Source organism: Streptomyces tendae, from assembly GCF_008632955.1.
In the GTDB taxonomy this organism is placed as follows: Bacteria; Actinomycetota; Actinomycetes; order Streptomycetales; family Streptomycetaceae; genus Streptomyces.
In genome coordinates this window covers 6,012,368-6,027,871 of the sequence record NZ_CP043959.1, presented here as the reverse complement: position 1 = coordinate 6,027,871, position 15,504 = coordinate 6,012,368, and the positions used below count along the sequence as shown (strand labels likewise).

At 68.2% G+C, this 15,504-nt stretch carries 14 protein-coding genes; 7 read left to right on the top strand and 7 right to left on the bottom strand.

What is annotated here, in order from left to right:
- Positions 1-155: 155 nt before the first annotated feature.
- Positions 156-782: an ATP-binding protein gene (locus tag F3L20_RS27630; RefSeq protein ID WP_240810774.1), complete on the top strand. Its 627-nt coding sequence runs from the start codon at positions 156-158 to the stop codon at positions 780-782.
- Here F3L20_RS27630 and F3L20_RS27625 read toward each other — a convergent pair.
- Positions 779-1,528 (bottom strand): HNH endonuclease, encoded by a 750-nt coding sequence (locus F3L20_RS27625; protein WP_150156628.1) that lies wholly within the window; start codon positions 1,526-1,528, stop codon positions 779-781. The two genes, F3L20_RS27630 and F3L20_RS27625, sit on opposite strands and share 4 nt — an antisense overlap.
- 161 nt (positions 1,529-1,689) lie before the next feature.
- On the opposite strand from F3L20_RS27625, the gene F3L20_RS27620 reads away from it, so the two are divergent.
- Complete coding sequence (locus F3L20_RS27620) at positions 1,690-2,919, top strand: DNA cytosine methyltransferase (RefSeq protein ID WP_240810773.1); 1,230 nt, start codon at positions 1,690-1,692, stop codon at positions 2,917-2,919.
- Here F3L20_RS27620 and F3L20_RS27615 read toward each other — a convergent pair.
- The 4 genes from F3L20_RS27615 to F3L20_RS27600 are packed head-to-tail and all read right to left on the bottom strand — an operon-like array spanning position 2,906 to position 9,065.
- Entirely contained in the window at positions 2,906-3,364 is a 459-nt protein-coding gene (locus F3L20_RS27615) for a very short patch repair endonuclease (protein WP_276615871.1), read from the bottom strand. The two genes, F3L20_RS27620 and F3L20_RS27615, sit on opposite strands and share 14 nt — an antisense overlap.
- A gap of 58 nt (positions 3,365-3,422) precedes the next feature.
- Entirely contained in the window at positions 3,423-4,442 is a 1,020-nt protein-coding gene (locus tag F3L20_RS27610) for a NaeI family type II restriction endonuclease (protein ID WP_240810772.1), read from the bottom strand.
- 54 nt (positions 4,443-4,496) lie between these two features.
- On the bottom strand, positions 4,497-7,472 hold the full coding sequence (locus F3L20_RS27605) for a Z1 domain-containing protein (RefSeq protein ID WP_150156627.1): 2,976 nt from the start codon (positions 7,470-7,472) through the stop codon (positions 4,497-4,499).
- Between the two features lie 39 nt (positions 7,473-7,511).
- Positions 7,512-9,065, bottom strand: coding sequence for an ATP-binding protein (locus F3L20_RS27600; protein WP_150156626.1), 1,554 nt, complete (start codon positions 9,063-9,065; stop codon positions 7,512-7,514).
- Between the two features lie 257 nt (positions 9,066-9,322).
- Here F3L20_RS27600 and F3L20_RS27595 point away from each other — a divergent pair, with 257 nt between their 5' ends.
- Entirely contained in the window at positions 9,323-9,649 is a 327-nt protein-coding gene (locus F3L20_RS27595; protein WP_150156625.1) for a DUF1801 domain-containing protein, read from the top strand.
- A 369-nt stretch (positions 9,650-10,018) separates the two neighbouring features.
- Positions 10,019-10,852: an alpha/beta fold hydrolase gene (locus F3L20_RS27590; RefSeq protein ID WP_150156624.1), complete on the top strand. Its 834-nt coding sequence runs from the start codon at positions 10,019-10,021 to the stop codon at positions 10,850-10,852.
- A 161-nt stretch (positions 10,853-11,013) separates the two neighbouring features.
- Here the strand turns inward: F3L20_RS27590 and F3L20_RS27585 are convergent, their stop codons facing one another.
- Positions 11,014-12,030 carry an SEC-C domain-containing protein gene (locus F3L20_RS27585; RefSeq protein ID WP_150156623.1) on the bottom strand — a complete coding sequence of 339 codons (1,017 nt, stop codon included), beginning with the start codon at positions 12,028-12,030 and terminating at the stop codon, positions 11,014-11,016.
- Between the two features lie 62 nt (positions 12,031-12,092).
- Positions 12,093-13,511, bottom strand: a complete 1,419-nt coding sequence (locus F3L20_RS27580; protein ID WP_150157517.1) for an MFS transporter — start codon at positions 13,509-13,511, stop codon at positions 12,093-12,095.
- Positions 13,512-13,661: 150 nt separating this feature from the next.
- Here F3L20_RS27580 and F3L20_RS27575 point away from each other — a divergent pair, with 150 nt between their 5' ends.
- The 3 genes from F3L20_RS27575 (at position 13,662) to F3L20_RS27565 (ending at position 15,501) form a co-directional block, all read left to right on the top strand.
- A complete protein-coding gene (locus tag F3L20_RS27575) occupies positions 13,662-14,189 on the top strand; it encodes a winged helix-turn-helix transcriptional regulator (RefSeq protein WP_167534621.1) in 528 nt (175 codons plus the stop codon).
- 75 nt (positions 14,190-14,264) lie between these two features.
- Complete coding sequence (locus tag F3L20_RS27570; protein WP_150156621.1) at positions 14,265-14,612, top strand: DUF6412 domain-containing protein; 348 nt, start codon at positions 14,265-14,267, stop codon at positions 14,610-14,612.
- A gap of 154 nt (positions 14,613-14,766) precedes the next feature.
- Positions 14,767-15,501, top strand: a complete 735-nt coding sequence (locus F3L20_RS27565; protein WP_150156620.1) for a YidC/Oxa1 family membrane protein insertase — start codon at positions 14,767-14,769, stop codon at positions 15,499-15,501.
- The last annotated feature ends 3 nt before the right edge of the window (positions 15,502-15,504 follow it).

Here is a 15,504-nt window from a genome sequence, read left to right as displayed (position 1 = left end):
GCGGGCTTGCGCCACGTGCGGATTCACCCGATCGAGGCTCGTGAGAAGTTACATGGTGAGAGTTCTCTGTGCCATGCTCGATAGCGCAACGCCACATTGCGCGATCGGTTCGTCACGAAGCGCATCCAGTGAGTGGCGTGGGAGGGAGAACTGCTGTGCCGGGGACCTACTTGGAGGCCGTGCAGCACCGCTGTGTGCTGCCTTTTGAAGCGCTGCCCAGCGAAGTGCGTCTGCTGCGGCACGCTGCGGCCGCCCAGCTGAGCCAGTGGGGAGTGCCGGCCGTGGGGGACGCGGCGCAGCTCGTCGTGACAGAGCTGGCGACGAACGTCATCAAGCACGTGGGTGAGGGTTCTGCGGCGACACTCATCCTTGAGCGGAAGCGTGAGCGGCTGCGCGTCGAGATGCACGACAAGGCCAGCGCGCTGCCTTCGCTGCATGCTGCTGGCTGTGACTCTGAATGCGGCCGGGGCCTGCACATGCTGGCTGCGATGGCCGTGGACTGGGGAACGGTTGCCACGGCCGCCGGCAAGGCGGTGTGGTGCGAGATCGAGCTCGGCCAGGACACCGGTTGCCTCCGGATGGAGCGGGCTGCCGATGCGCTGGAGAGCTATCGGCTGCGCGGTGGGGCGCTCCAGCAGGGCCGGTGTGACGTCGTCCTGGAGGAGACAGCGGTCGAGCTGATCGCAGATCTGCTGCACTGGACGAGCGCGCGGGGCCTGGACCCGGACGATGTGCTGGACCGGGCCCAGATGCACTACGAGGCTGAGGCGGAGGCTGCCTAGTGGACGCCTTCCTCAGCGGGCCTCCGCATCCGCTCACGGAGCGCGTCCGGCGTACGCCAGGATTCTCCTGGGCGAACCCTGTGACACATGCGATGGCAGTTGGCGCAAAGGCATGCGAGGTCGTCCAGCTTCGTCTCCCTGACTCCGGAGACATGAAGAGGAGTGATGTGATGGACCTCGATGTAACCGTCCCCGAGGTCTCCGTACGCTCGGGCGAAGTCGAAGGCGCAGACCTCGCATTGCAAGGGGAGTCCTTGTCCTCGCACATGTCCGATCTTGCGGGCGCGCAGCTTGGGGTCACGCTCACGTGCGAGCGCTCGGCGGACCAAAAGGCGGCCTTCGATCGCCGATGTGCCCGTCTCGTCCACTTCATCGGGCTGGGGCCGAATGCGGTACAGCTCGCCAGACCCGATGGCATCCTTGAGCGCCTCCGCAGCGAGACACATCTCCGTCTCCCGCTCAGTGAAGGCCTGGATCATCAGCAGGGTGGGCTTCCCGCACCGTGTGGCCTTGCCGGCGTAGGGCGGGTGGTTGGTCATGAAGTCCGTCGTCTTGCGGCTCACACTGTCCGGCGACCGGAAGCCGGGAAGGCTGCGGGCCTCCGGGGCATGGAGGGGCAGCGAGCGGAGCAGGTGAGACAGCTCCTGAACCTCGGGATCCCCGGTCCGCAGTTCGCGCCAGCCGTTCTTCACGACCAGGGCACCCGCAAGCACAAGTTCATCCTCGGTCCAGGCAGGTATCCGCATGGGCAATATCGTATGAGTGTTCGGCGTGGCGGAGGGTGCGTTCTGGGAACCGGGAGGCGTGCTGCACACTTGGTCAGGTCTCGTTGTCAGTGGGGTCTGTCACCCTCAGTGATGGTGGATCGCAAGATGTGTCTGCCGCTGCACGGCTGTAAGGAGGGGGCATGACCCACACGAAGGAAGCTCACGGTGTCCAGGGGACACCGATGGAGCCTCAGCTCACTTCGATCGAGATCTGCGCTGGGGCCGGAGGTCAGGCCATCGGTCTCCATCAGGCTGGCTTCGGTCACTTGGCCTTGGTGGAGATCGACGCACACGCGGTCGAGACACTCAAGCTGAACATCGAAGATCACGAGGTGTGGGCTTGGGAGCGGGAGCACTGCGACGTTCTGGCCGGTGACGTCAAAGAGTTCGACCCTTACCGGGACGTCAAGAAGAGTGCTGAGCTGCTGCGGATGCGAGGCCTCGATCTGCTTGCTGGTGGCGTGCCCTGCCCGCCCTTCTCTCACGCCGGCAAGCAGCTCGGCAAGGATGACGAGCGGGATCTCTTCCCACGCATGCTCGAATTGGTCGAAACCCTCAACCCGCGCGCCGTCATGATTGAAAACGTGCGCGGCATCATGGACCCCAAGTTCTCGGACTACCGGGACTGGATCACGGCCCGGTTGCAGGGTGGAGAATACCGAGGTGACGACGGCCAGATGGCCAAGGACCCCGGTCTTGGTTACACGGTCGCGAAGTGGGGAGTCCTGGAAGCCAGCGACTTCGGAGTGCCGCAGCTCAGACCGCGTGCGGTTCTCGTGGCCTTTCGTGATGACGTCATCAAGGACTTGAAGTACGAGTGGCCGACGCCTACCCATGAGGAACCAGTGAGCGTGGCTGCAAAACTCCAGCCATCGATGCTGGAGCGGTACTCGCGGTATTTCGAGGGAATCCACTCGCAGCGGGCCCGCGATGCTTACGAAACGTGGCTTCGCAAGGCGGAGGAACGAGACGCCGAGTTGAAGGGCAAGGGCGGTGGCATCGCCCCGACTCTCGTGGGCGGCTCCAAGAAGCACGGCGGCGCCGACCTGGGGCCAAGTCGCGCGAAGGCAGCCTGGAGGCAGCTCGGTGTCTCTGGAATGGGCGTCGCCAATGACATCGCGACGTGCGAGAAGAAGCAGACCGAAGACCGTGACCTCTTCGGTCCTGATGGGCCGATGCTCACGGTGCGGCAGGCAGCCATCGTCCAGGGATTCCCGATGGAGTGGGACTTCTTCGGCGGGAAGACGGCGCAATACCGACAGGTCGGTAACGCGTTCCCGCCGCCCGTGGCCAAGGCCGTGGGGCAGTCGATCGCCGACGTGCTCAGGGCAGCACAGGAGCGTGACCGCTCCGAGGCTAAGCCTGCTTGAGCTTCGCCTGCGTGCTGCCCCGATTGCGGTGCTTCTCCACCTCTGCAGCGATGCGTGCGGCGCACTCCTCCGGTGCCTCGTGCTCCCAGAACCGGAGCACCGTCCAGCCCGCCTCTGTCAGGCGCTGGTCGGTGTCCCGGTCACGGGCTACATTCCGGGCGACCTTGTCTGACCAGTAACCCTCGTTGGTCTTCGGGGGGACGTAGTGCTCAGGGCATCCATGCCAGTAGCAACCGTCGATGAAGATGGCCACCTTCGCCGGACGGAAAACCATGTCAGCCGTCCGGCGAAGGTCGGGCAGCGGCCGCGCTGCCACTCGGTAGCGGAGGCCCTGGGCGTGGACCAGCCGCCTGATCAGCTTCTCGGGCGTGGTGTCGCGGCTGCGGATGGCCTGCATGTTGCGCCGACGGGCCGCCGAGGAGGCCCAAGAGCCGGCGGGCGGCACCCAGACCTCCTTGCCGACCGTCAGGGCAGCAGTGGTGTCCCGGTCAGTGTCTTTTTGATCAGGCTTCTTCTTCACCGACGACCCTGGGTAGACGAGGGGCTGTGATCACGGGGTCGTCTGGATACGCGAGGACCCATTCGCGTCCCTCCAGCTCAACACATGGACGGTCGCCATGATGCGGCATGGCCTCGGCCACCCGGAAGCTGACGAACTCACCTCGCTGGGGAACCACGGCTCCGATCTTCCTGGCGATCTCGCGATGCTTGCTGTACGGGCCGGCTATGACGATGCCATCCCGGCGGAGAACTGTTCGTGCTCGGCCCTTACCCTCACGCAGCCGAGCCATGTAGTCGAGCTGCTGCGCAGCCGTCCGGACCGTCCCTCGTCCGATGCGGCGGTTCTGAACTCTGCGGAACAGCTCGATGACGCGTTTCTGGCCGGACTTCTCACTGAGAATGGCGGAGCGTGTGGATTCCGGCAGATGCAGCAGAACGTTCTCAGGGAGCTCCGCGTCCCGCCAGATCCAGTGCACCGCATCGTCCCGGTGCTCCGCCTTAAGCGTCAGCTTCTTGTCTCGGTTGCTGCCGCTGTTGAGCCATTCTCTTCGCACCCGGAGTATGCCAGCGCTCCACTTGCTCTTGCTGTCATCCGCCCACACCAAGAGGCAGAGGTAACCCATGGCTTCCGGAGGGATCATCCACCCGCCGAAGGTCTGAGAAAACTTGCAGTCGACATCGATGCCGAGGATGCGGTAGTCCATGGGGTGCTTGTCGTCAACGCTGCCCACGTCACGACCGTCGTCGAACTCGAACTCGCGTTGCAAGTTGATCTCAACGAGCGTGCCCGCGTGAGTCTTCTCCGTTTTGAATAGCTGATTCCATGCGAATCTTCCGGTCACCTCGCCGTTCAGCAGCTGGTCGATGGTGTCGCGGAGAACTGCGCCGAATCTCTTCCCTTCTGGATCGAGGGAGAGGATGTGATCAGCCACCTTTTGTACGTCGAGGTCTTGCTCCAGCGCATCCTGCATCGCGATGCGGGAGGCGGCCTGCACAGTGACGTCTTCGTCGAAGGGCAGCAATGTCCGTCCTGTTCGTGTCAGCCAGTCTGTCCGGGTATTGCGTGAGGGCGCTGCCTACGAGGAGGACTCCGAGGGAACCGTGGCCTCACCTTCATGGCGCGAGTTCTTGGCTCGGAAGCGCACCAGGCGCCTGTCTCCGCTGGTCGCCGACCGCGGCGGGATGAGGGTGAAAGCCATCACAATCCTCGACGGATCCGCGACGCCGTTGTGGACCGCGGCCTGAACGCTGTCCTGACTGCTGCCCTCCACGACCGGGTAGAGCAACGCCACCCCCGTCCTGGGACCGATGAGGGTGCTTCCACCAGCAGCGGCGCCATCGATGAGCCGTTGCGCTGCCGTGCGGTGCTCCACGCTGGCGATGCGGCCGAAGCTGCTCTTGCCGGCCTGGATGCTCCGTCGGACGAGAGACAACGGGGCAGAGCCGAGAACGCTCGCATCGACGCGGTTGCCCGAGGCCAGCCGAGGCGAGATGAGCAGCCAGTCATCCACCCGTGCGAGGGTGCCGTCAAGCTGCTGCAGGTAGCTCAGGTGCGGGTCGAAGTACCGCGGCCGTTCCCACTCGAGCTTGAGCAGCACACTCAGCAGGTCGCCGTGAGCAACGGTGCCGGTGAGCGCCGTGAACGTCCGCGAGAGAGGGCTTGAGCTGTCCGGGGGGTTGTTGAACGGCACAGGCTCTGGAGCCAGCGCGTGAAGCAGCGGCCGCCAGTGTCCGGTGTTGCGCTTCATCACTGAGCCGGACAGCGGGTACGAAGCAGGCTCGATGGGGCGACCCGGGGAGCGGATCTCCACCAACTCGGCGTTGAACATCTTGTTGCGAGCCGAGGGCTTGAGCCACGGCAGGTGCTGCGCCACGAGCGGCGGAATTTGGACAGGGGTGACTTGGGGCTTGCCGTCGACCAGCTCGGCGTACTGGGCAAGCTGCTCTCGGAAAGTCTCCTCGTCACGGCAGACAGCCTCGTACGCCTCATAGAGGTCGACGGACTTGTCGCGGCCGAACGACTCCTCCCGGCCGATGTACAACCGGACGAGATCCCGGTATCCGGGACGGAAGCCGAACCAGCGGCCCATCTGCATCAGGGTGTCGGCCTGCTGGGTGGTGCGGCGGTAGTAGGTGACGGTCAGGCCCTCGACCGTGAAGCCGCGGGAGAGCTTCGTACCGCCCACGAGGATTTTCCAGACGTTCGGTGTCCGGTCAAAGTCCAGGTCAAGCTGGGCGAAGTACCGGTCGGTGTCCCCGTTCACGACGATGACCGGCTGCCCTCCGCTGCCGATGCGTTGCCGTGCGGCATGCACGTACGGCCGCAGCTCCTCGTAGGAGGACGGCGAGGGCAGATCGCCTGCCTGAGCCGCACTGACGAGCCCGAAGTCGGTCTCCCAGAGCGCCGCGAGACGTTCATGTCCTGCAGTGGAGCTGTAACCCGCTTGATGCCACATGGTGTTGATAAGCAGTGCCAGGTCAGCGTGGTCGTCCTGCCGCACTGACTGGTGGGCGAGCATAGTGTGGTGCCGGAAGGCGGCGTCAGGCATTCCGTGGTCAGCGCGATAGAGCTTGAGGGCGCCGGACAGGACGAAGGCGTCCATGGCCTCCTGGAGTCTGTCTCCCGTCGACGCGTAGATCCCGCGCACGTGGGCTTTCTCCTGCGAGTTGGCGTATGTGCGCTGGTCCGTGGGCACGGGCGAGTTCAGGTCGTGGAAGTCCTGAACGCCCATGTACCCGGCCGGCCGGGGCAGCGAGATCAGGAAGTCGCTGGGGAAGATGTCCATGTCGTCACCGGGGTCGATGAAGACGTTGGCGAACGGTGTCGCGGTGTAACCGACGTACTGGGCCCGCGGGAGCAGCCCGAGGAGCTTGGAGATCAGGCCGTTGATTGCGGTGCGCTCGGTGCTCCCGCGCTCCCACTTCTTGGGGTCGGAAGTGTTGACGGATGCCTGGTCAGACTCGTCATCAATGATGAGAGCGGGCAGTTCACCCAGGATTCCGTGAATCTGCTTGAGGTCCTTGACCAGTTTGGTCAGGACGCTCTTGTTCTTCTTCACCACAAGGATCCGCGCGGCGGCATGGTGCAGGTTTGCCGGATCATGCAGTGGCTGGGTCGGGACACGCTTCTCGAACTCAAGCGCACGGATGCCTTGAGCCAGGCTCTTGTAGTCGTTGTCACGAGTTGTCAGTCGCTCGATGTCGAAGGCGCCGAGCGTGGAGGGCCGGCCACCATGGCAGACGAACTCGGGCCACCCCTCGTCATCGCCTACGTAGTCCACACCCACAAGGGAGTCGACGTCCGTGACGTCGGCACCGCGCAGGATGTTTTCCTGGCCGATCAGCTCCATGTCCAGGCGCCGCTGCGTCTGGGCACGCAGGAGGTTGAGAGTGCCGCCCAGCACGATGACGAGCCGGTACCCGGCGTCGATCGCCTTGGCGGCCACCCCGGTGAAGTTGGCCGTCTTGCCGGACTGGACGTAGCCGACGACTAGACCCTTCGCCTGGCGGGCCGTCGGCTGCTCCGGGTCGGTGAGCCGCTCCACTACTGCCTTGCTCGCCTGGTCCAAGCTCGCGATGGCAGCTTCGGACCAGCCTTTCTCTCGGAGCTTCCGCTCGTATGCCGTCCAGTAGAAGTTCCTGGCAGCCGCACGTTCAGCGGTGTACCAGGGAGTGAACTCCCGGGTGATCACCGTTGCTCCGGGCACTTTCGCCACGGGCATGGCCTGATCCAGGGCTTTGCAAACATCACTGCCGAACCCCAGGTGCTCGTAGATCACGGCACGCCGCTCATCCGTCCGGGCGGGAGTAGTTCCGCCCCAGGGCGGGCTCTCGGCAAAGTCCCAGGCCGTCAGGTGCCGGTTCCACAGAGCGATCAGCGCCTCGTCCCCGTTGAGGAGAGATGAGCGGAACAGTTCCTCGCTCAGATCGGCGTCCGGATACACCTCAGCGGCGAGCCTGGCCCAGGACGCGAAGGTACGCGGCAGGCTGCCCATTCCCGCCAGTGCGGAGGTGTGAATGTCGAGCAGCACAGCAGATGAAGTGGTGGTCATAGTTCCCCCCAGTCAGGACTGATGTGAGAGCGGTACCGGCTAGTCAGCTGCCTGCGCGCGGCGCTCGCGGTGGGCGCCTGCGGCGGCCAGCAGAATCGTGTTCCAGTAGTCCACCCGGTCCTGCCGGCCCCGTTCCCAGCGGCCGAGGCCGAAGCAGTCCTCAAGCAGCAAGTACAGAAGAGTTTTCGTCACAGGCACGTCGTTGCTCCCGCCGCGCCGCCCGTCGTTGAAGTCGCTGCGGAAGGCCTTGTTGAGCAGGACGACGTTGTTTTCGCGGTCCAAGTCGAAGAACTTGTCCACGGGCAGCGTGGCCCAGATGAAGGCGATCGGCTCCTCACCCGGCTTCTCGGGCAGCTCTTCCTTGATGACCCGTTTGATCGCCGGGTCCATTCCCTTGCCCGGGGGAGTCACTGCCTTGCGCACGATCTCGTTGCGCTTGGCCCCTTCCCGGTAGGTGGCCTCAGCGTCATTCAGGTACTGGTGGAAGGTGTGTCCGGCTGCGTCTGCGGCCATCTCCACACCGAGTGTGAAGGCAGGCGTGACGGTGACGCTTTCCTTCTTGACGTCCAGGCTCAGGACGCTGTTGTCGTGGGCCGGCAGGTCGACCTCGACACGGGCGAGCGCCAGGTGCCCCTCCGGATTACGCAGGCCGTTCCAGCCGCCAGCCTGGACCAGACGGTTGTTGCGGTAGAAGTAGAAACCCTGCCGGTCCGTGAGGGAGCCGATCTGCCGGAACCCGGCCTGCTTCGACTTCGCGGGCCAGATGTGCGCGGTCAGCTGGACGTCGCCGAGCCCCTCGACGGGGGCAGTGAAGGTCCGCGGGTACCGCGCCTTTCCAGGCACCTTGTAGCCAAACGGATCCAGTGCCTGCACGGCGATGTGGTCGACTTCCTCACCGAGCTCCCCCTCGGCGCTGCTCACGTCCCACACCGCGATGTCGAGCGCGAGACCGTCCTGCAGGAACCGGTGCAAGTAGAGACCCAGGTGAGTTTCGAGGCGAGCGATGGCTTTGGACAGGAAGTGGTCACTCTGGCCGGTCGTCACGGTCTCGAAAGCCCGCACTTGGTCCCAGCGCACGATCGAGCCCTGCCACTCGATGATGCCGTCGTACCGGTCCACGAGTTCTTGTGCGTACCGCGGGTCGACCGTGTCACAACGGAAGCTGTCCTCGATGCCCTCTGCCGTGAGCCGCCGGCCGGCCGCGCGACTGCGCTTGGTGCGGCTCACCACGGTCAGAGAAGCCGCGTGGGAGAGCGATGCGGCTTTCAGCCCCGTTCCGTACATGCCGAGGGCGTTGTCCCCGTACTCGCGGCGCCGTCCCACCGTCATGGCTGCGTCCAGTCCGGCGTCGTCCATGCCCCTGCCGTTGTCGATGACCAGCAGAGTGAGGATGCGCTTGGCGTCACGCAGAAAGTGCACGACGATCTTGTCGGCTCCCGCATCGATTGAGTTGTCGACCAAGTCGGCGATGGCGACCTCGAAGCCGTAGCCCTGATTGGTCAGTGCCTTGCCGTAGCCGGCGTCTGGCGGCAGATGTGTGCTGCCGGTAGTGGGGACCTCGTACTGCCAGACGGTGCCGGGCTCGTAGGGCATGTGCTTCCTCGCGTACACAGGTCTGGGCGTCGTCAGCGCATGACGGCCCTCCGCTTCAATTGGCTCGTGTGACGGTACTGCAAAGGTCGGACATTGAAAGTGTTGAGTCTTGAAGTGGGGGGATTGGTCCTGAATTTGTCGCCATGAGGTGCTCCGTCCTGCGTTTTCGTTGCAGTTAGCGGTCCTCGCGGATTGGCAGTGAGGCCTGACGGCCGCACTCTGGGAGCCCGGAGCCATGCCCGGCATGAGCTTGCCATGTGGTGCAAAGCGGCGCAGCTGACGTCGACGTCTACCTCGCCGAGGTTCCAGACGACCGCACAGCCGTGCTGACGCGGTTGCGTGAGCTGTGTCGGGCCGAGCTCCAGGGCTTCACGGAGGTCATGGCCTACGGCATGCCCGCGTATGAGCGCGGCGGTGTCGCGGAGGTCGCCTTCGCCAGTCGGAAGCAGTACATCTCCGTCCACCTGATGCGCCCCGACGTCCGCGACGCCTTGGCCGAGCGACTGGTCGGCCGCGACATGGGCAAGAGCTGCCTGTGCTTCCTGCTAAGGGCCACGGCCGTCTCGCCGGGCGCCGTGTGCTGACCGGTCGGCAGGGCCGCGCCGTGCGCCCCCCTTCCTCCTCCCGCGGTCTCGCGGACCAAGTCCGCCGGCCCACCTCGGGCCGGCCGGTTGCAACCTCCGGCATCGGGGGATCTCGGTCCGGTGGCGGACGGCGGGGCCGGGGGCGGCGGGTGGAATGAGGGGTGTGCGCCGGGCCGTCAGGGCGGACGCGTGCGGCGGGGCCACGCGGTGCCGCCTGCGCGACTGCACGGGGATCCGGATCACGGCCGGCCGGCGGGAAGGACGCCGACCATTTGAGTTGTGCGCAATCTAGTTGCGCACAACTCAATGGGACGCTATCTTCTTCATCAGTGCTCAGCGCACACCGGACCTCAACGGAAGGGCAACGCCATGCCGTTCATCACCGTCGGCCAGGAGAACTCCGCCTCCATCGACCTCTACTACGAGGACCACGGCACCGGGCAGCCGGTCGTGCTGATCCACGGGTACCCGCTCGACGGCCACTCCTGGGAGAAGCAGTCCGCCGCCCTGCTCGCCGCCGGCTACCGGGTCATCACCTACGACCGCCGCGGGTTCGGCCGGTCCAGCCAGCCCACCACCGGCTACGACTACGACACCTTCGCCGCCGACCTGAACGCCGTCATGGAGACCCTCGACCTGCGCGACGCGGTCCTCGTCGGGTTCTCCATGGGCACCGGCGAGGTCGGCCGCTACCTCGGCACCTACGGCTCGGAGCGGGTCGCCAAGGCCGCGTTCCTCGCCTCCCTCGAGCCGTTCCTGCTCAAGACCGACGACAACCCCACGGGCGTCGACGGTGCCGTCTTCGAAGGCATCAAGCAGGCCGTCACCGACGACCGGTACGCCTACTTCACCGCCTTCTACCAGGACTTCTACAACCTGGACGAGAACCTCGGCACCCGCATCAGCGAGGAGGCCCTGCGCAACAGCTGGAACGTCGCCGCCGGCGCCTCCTGGTACGCCTCGCTCGCCAGCGTCTCGACCTGGACGACGGACTTCCGCACCGACATCGAGAAGGTCGACGTCCCGTCGCTGATCCTGCACGGCACCGCCGACCGCATCCTCCCCATCGAGGCCACCGGTGAGCCCTTCCACCGGGCCCTGCCCGACGCCGAGTACGTCGTCATCGAGGGCGCCCCGCACGGTCTGCTGTGGACCCACGCCCAGGAGGTCACCGACGCCCTCCTCAGCTTCCTCGCCAAGTAGGGCAACCGGTCCAGCAGGGCAACCGGCCCAGCAGAGGTACCGACCCGGCAGGGGTACCTGCCCAACAGGGGCGTAGGCCCAGGAGAAACACCCGTCACCGCACACAGCAGTGCGCCCGCCCGCCGGACGAACCGGCGGGCGGGCGCACTGTCACGCGTGCGTCAGAGCGCCGGCCCGTGGCACTCCCCGTACGTCCGCCCCGACCCGCACCAGCACGCCTCCGCGCGCTCCGGGGGCCACGCCACCGCGCGGCCCCGCGCCGCCAGCGTGGTCGCGTACTGGGGGAGCAGTGCCGGGTCGGCGGGGGAGGCCAGCTCCGAGGCCGCGAACGCCTCGTACGACGGGACCGTGCCGGTGACGATGCCCAGGTTCGGTGTGCCGGAGGCGGCCAGTTCGCGCAGGGCCGTCTCTATCGTCGCCAGGTGCGCCTCGTAGGAGGGGTACTCCTCCGCCAGGTCCGGGTACGCCTCCGTCAGCTCGGCCAGTTCACCGGCCGGCCAGTGCAGCACCGCCACCGGGAACGGGCGGGACAACGCCTCCCGGTACGCGCCCAGTTCGGCGCGCAGCCGCAGGATCTCCGCCTCCAGCTCCGCCGGGTTCTCCGAGCCCAGGGACCACACGCGCTTGGGGTCGTGCAACTCGTCCAGGCCGATGGGGTGGGTGTGGACGGAGTCCGCCACCGCGTCCCACTCGTCGTGCGGGGCGCCGAGCATCCTGCGCACCCGGTGCCGTCCGAGGAGCAGCGGGTGCGTGGCGCGCGGGGGCTCCGGTACCTCGGTCAGCAGCAGCCGGACCGCCTCGGTGAACGTCTCGTGCGCCTGCTGCAGTTCGTCGTGCGCCTCCAGCGCCTCCGCGACGATCACCCAGGGGGCGGCGTCGCGCGGGGCGGCCGCGCGGATGCCGTCGATGATCGCGCGGGCCTCGGCCTCGTGGCCATACTCCCACAGGTTGGAGGCCTTCAGGGCGCGGACCAGGTACGGGTTGTCCAGGTCGGCGCCCGAGGCCAGCAGGCGGTCGTAGAGGGCGGTCGCGGCGGGGCGGTCGCCGGACAGCTCCCGGTGGGCGGCGGCCCGCAGGAGCAGGGCCTCCGCGTCCTCGGGGTAGCGGTCGGCGAACCGCTCCAGGCGGGCGGCCTCGGTGGTGTGGTCGACGTTTTCGGCAGGCGTGTCGGGGCGCATGGGGGACACGGTACTGCCGACCGGTGACAGAAGTGAGGGCCCGACGGCCCTCGGGGACCGCCCTACGACCGTTCCCGCAGGGCCAGCACGCCCACCGCCGCGACCAGCGCCAGCACCGCGGAGACCACCATCGCGATGTCCGTGCCCCGGGCCAGGCCGCCGCCCGACGACGTCGCGATCGCGATGACGAGGGAGACGCCGGCGCACGAGCCGATGTAGCGCAGGGTCTGCTGGGCGCCGGAGCCCATCGCGGCGCGGGCGGCCGGGACCGACTCGACGGCGAGCAGCGGCAGTGCCGCGTTCAGCAGGCCGCTGCCGACGCCGGCGATGATCATGCCGGGGACGAAACGGGCCGTGGAGCCCGCGTCGATCGCGCCGAGCATGGTGATCACGCCGACGGCGTGCAGGGCGAAGGCGATGGCCAGCTGGACGCGGGTCGGGATCCGTCCGGCCAGGCGGCGGGCCTGGAGCGCGACGAGGAAGGCGAGCCCCGCCCACAGCAGGGACAGCAGGGCCGTGTGCATCGCGGACATGCCGAGCTGCCGCTGGAGCGCCGCCGGCAGGAAGCTGAACAGGCCGATCACCGACAGCCCCGTGAACAGACCGCCGACGGAGGAGGCGAGGAAACCGCGGTGGCGCAGCAGCGACAGGTCGATCATCGGCGTCGCCGTCCGGCGCTCCACCAGGGCGAACCCGGCGAGCAGCACGACCGTCGCCCCGAACAGCAGCAGCACCGGTGCCCGCAGCCAGCCGTCCCGGCCCAGGGTGAGGGCCGCGACCAGGGCGACCAGCGCCGGGCCGAAGGTCGCGGCGCCGGCGAAGTCGGGCCGGCCGCCGCGCGCGGAGCGTGACTCGGTGAGGGCCCGGCTGCCGAGGAGGGCGATCACCACGGCGGCGGCGCCGAGGACGCCGTAGACCGCGCGCCAGTCGGGTATCCCCGCGGCGAGCAGCGGGCCCACCGCGATGCCGCCGGTGACGAACGCCCCCCACACGCCTGTCGCCCGCAGCCGCCCCGCGGCCGTCGGGAAGGCGTGCACGATCAGACCCAGGCTGCTCGCCAGCAGGGCCGCGCTGGCCCCGCCCTGGGCGATCCGGGCCAGCGTGAACAGCCAGGTCGAGCCGGCCAGGGCGCCGAGGGCGGTGGTGACGCCGAGCGCCAGGGTGCCCCAGACGAAGATCCGGCGGCGGCCGTAGTCGTCGGCGAGGCTGCCGGCCACCAGCAGCAGGGCGGCGAGCCCGAGCGGGGTGCCGTTGAGCAGCCAGGCCTGCGCGGACAGCGGGGTGTGCAGGGCGGCCGCGGTGGCGGGGAGCGTCACGATCGGCGCGGTGTACGTCATCAGCGCCACGGCGGTGGCGGCGCTGGTCAGGGCCAGCGTGGCGGCCGGGCGCGGGGACGACCCGGCGGCGGGCCCGGACCCGGGGGCGGCGGTGCGCGGGGTGGTGTCCTGCGCCCGCGCGGCGGAGGCGGGGGTGGCGGTCATGTCGTCGGGGTCCTCTGCGGGATCGGGGACGGGTGGCGGGTGGTGGACGGGGATGAGTTCGTTCATTGAACCTACTGGGGTTCCACCACGGTAGCACCGGTAGGTTCAGTCAACGAACCATTAAACGGAAAAGTGGTTACAGTGGACGGCATGGCACTGGGCAAGGACTACGCGACGCAGGAGTGCTCCATCGCGAGCGCCCTGGAAGTCATCGGCGAACGCTGGACGCTGCTCGTCATCCGCGACGCCTTCTACGGCGTGCGGCGCTACAACGACTTCCTCGTCCACCTCGGCATCCCGCGCGCGGTCCTCGCCTCCCGCCTCCAGTCGCTGACCGCGCAGGGCATCCTCGAGAAGCGCCGCTACCAGCAGTCCCCGCCCCGCGACGAGTACGTCCTCACCGACCGCGGCATCGCGCTGTGGCCCACCCTGCGCGCCCTCGGGCTCTGGGGACGCGAGCAGCTCACCAAGCAGCAGCTGCGGATCTTCCGGCACGCCGCGTGCGGCACCGAGCTCGGCCCGTACAGCGACTGCCCCGCCTGCGGAACCGTCGTGGCCGTCCCCGACGTCGAAGTGCTACCGGGGCCGGACCTCGGCCGCGACCCGGCGGACCCGGTCAGCCGGGCGCTGCTCAAGCCCAAGCGGCTGCTCCAGCCCGTGGAGACCGACCCGGCCTGACATCCGCCCTACGGCGGGGCCTGGCACAATGCGGGTGCACGACGCACCGCTAGGCGGAGAGGGGGGACACGCCACATGACGCGGCACACGACCGCCCGACGGCCGGCCACGCGCTCCGCGCGCACCCTCCTCGCCCTGCTCTTCCCGCTGCTCCAGGCCGCCCTGCTGCTGACCCCGGCCCCCGACGGCGGACTCTCCCTGGTCCACGTCACCCTCGCCGCGACCGCCGCGGCCGGCGCCGCCCTCACCGTGTGCGCCGTGATCGCCGCCCGCTCCGCGCCCGCCGTGCCGCCCACCCGGGTACGCACGGCCCTGCGCGACCGCGACCGGCGTACCGCCTTCCTCCCTCAGCGAGATCCCGACGCCAGGGGGCGCACCCGCCCCCGAGCACCCGGTCACGCCCACCCGGCGACCGCCGCGTAGGGCATCCCTCAAGGGACCTCGCAGGGCATCTCTCCCACCGATCCCTCCGTTCCGCACGCCCGCGCGCGGGTCGTCATGCCGACCTTCCCACCCCGTCCCGGCCGTCTTCCGCGCCGGGACCCCCGGCACGACGAGACCCCCGGAGGGCTCACCCATGTCCGTCTTCGCCAGCCTGGTCGAGCACATCGCCGACCTGCTCCAGCCGATGTTCGGCCCGTCCGCCGCGGCCGCCGCGATCATCGCCTTCACCGCCCTGGTACGGCTGCTCGTCCACCCCCTGTCCCGGGCCGCCGCGCGCGGCCAGAAGGCGCGGACCGCGCTCCAGCCGCGCATCGCCGAACTGCGCCGCAAGCACGGCAAGAACCCCGAGAAGCTGCAGAAGGCCGTGCTGGAACTGCACGCCGAGGAGAAGGTGTCCCCGCTGTCCGGCTGCCTGCCCAGCCTGCTTCAGCTCCCCGCGTTCTTCCTGCTCTACCACCTCTTCTCCAGCGGCACGATCGGCGGCGAGCCCAACGCACTCCTCGGCCACCGGCTGCTCGACGCCCCCCTCGGCCATCGGTGGGCCGACGCGCTCGGCGACGGCGGGATGCTCGGCGGGGCCGGGCTCGTGTACCTGGGCCTCTTCGCGGTCGTCGCGGTCGTCGCGTACTTCAGCTACCGGCTCTCCCGCCGGATGACGGAGGCCTCGGCGGCCATGGCGGGCGCGGGGACGGGCGGCGCGGACCCGCGGGTACCGGGCGCCGCCGCCATGGGCGGGGTCATGAAGGTGATGCCCTTCATGTCCTTCTTCACCCTGGTCACCGTCGCCGTCGTGCCCCTCGCCGCCGCCCTGTACGTGGTCACCTCCACCACCTGGAGCGTGGTCGAGCGGTCCGTGCTGTACCGCTGACCC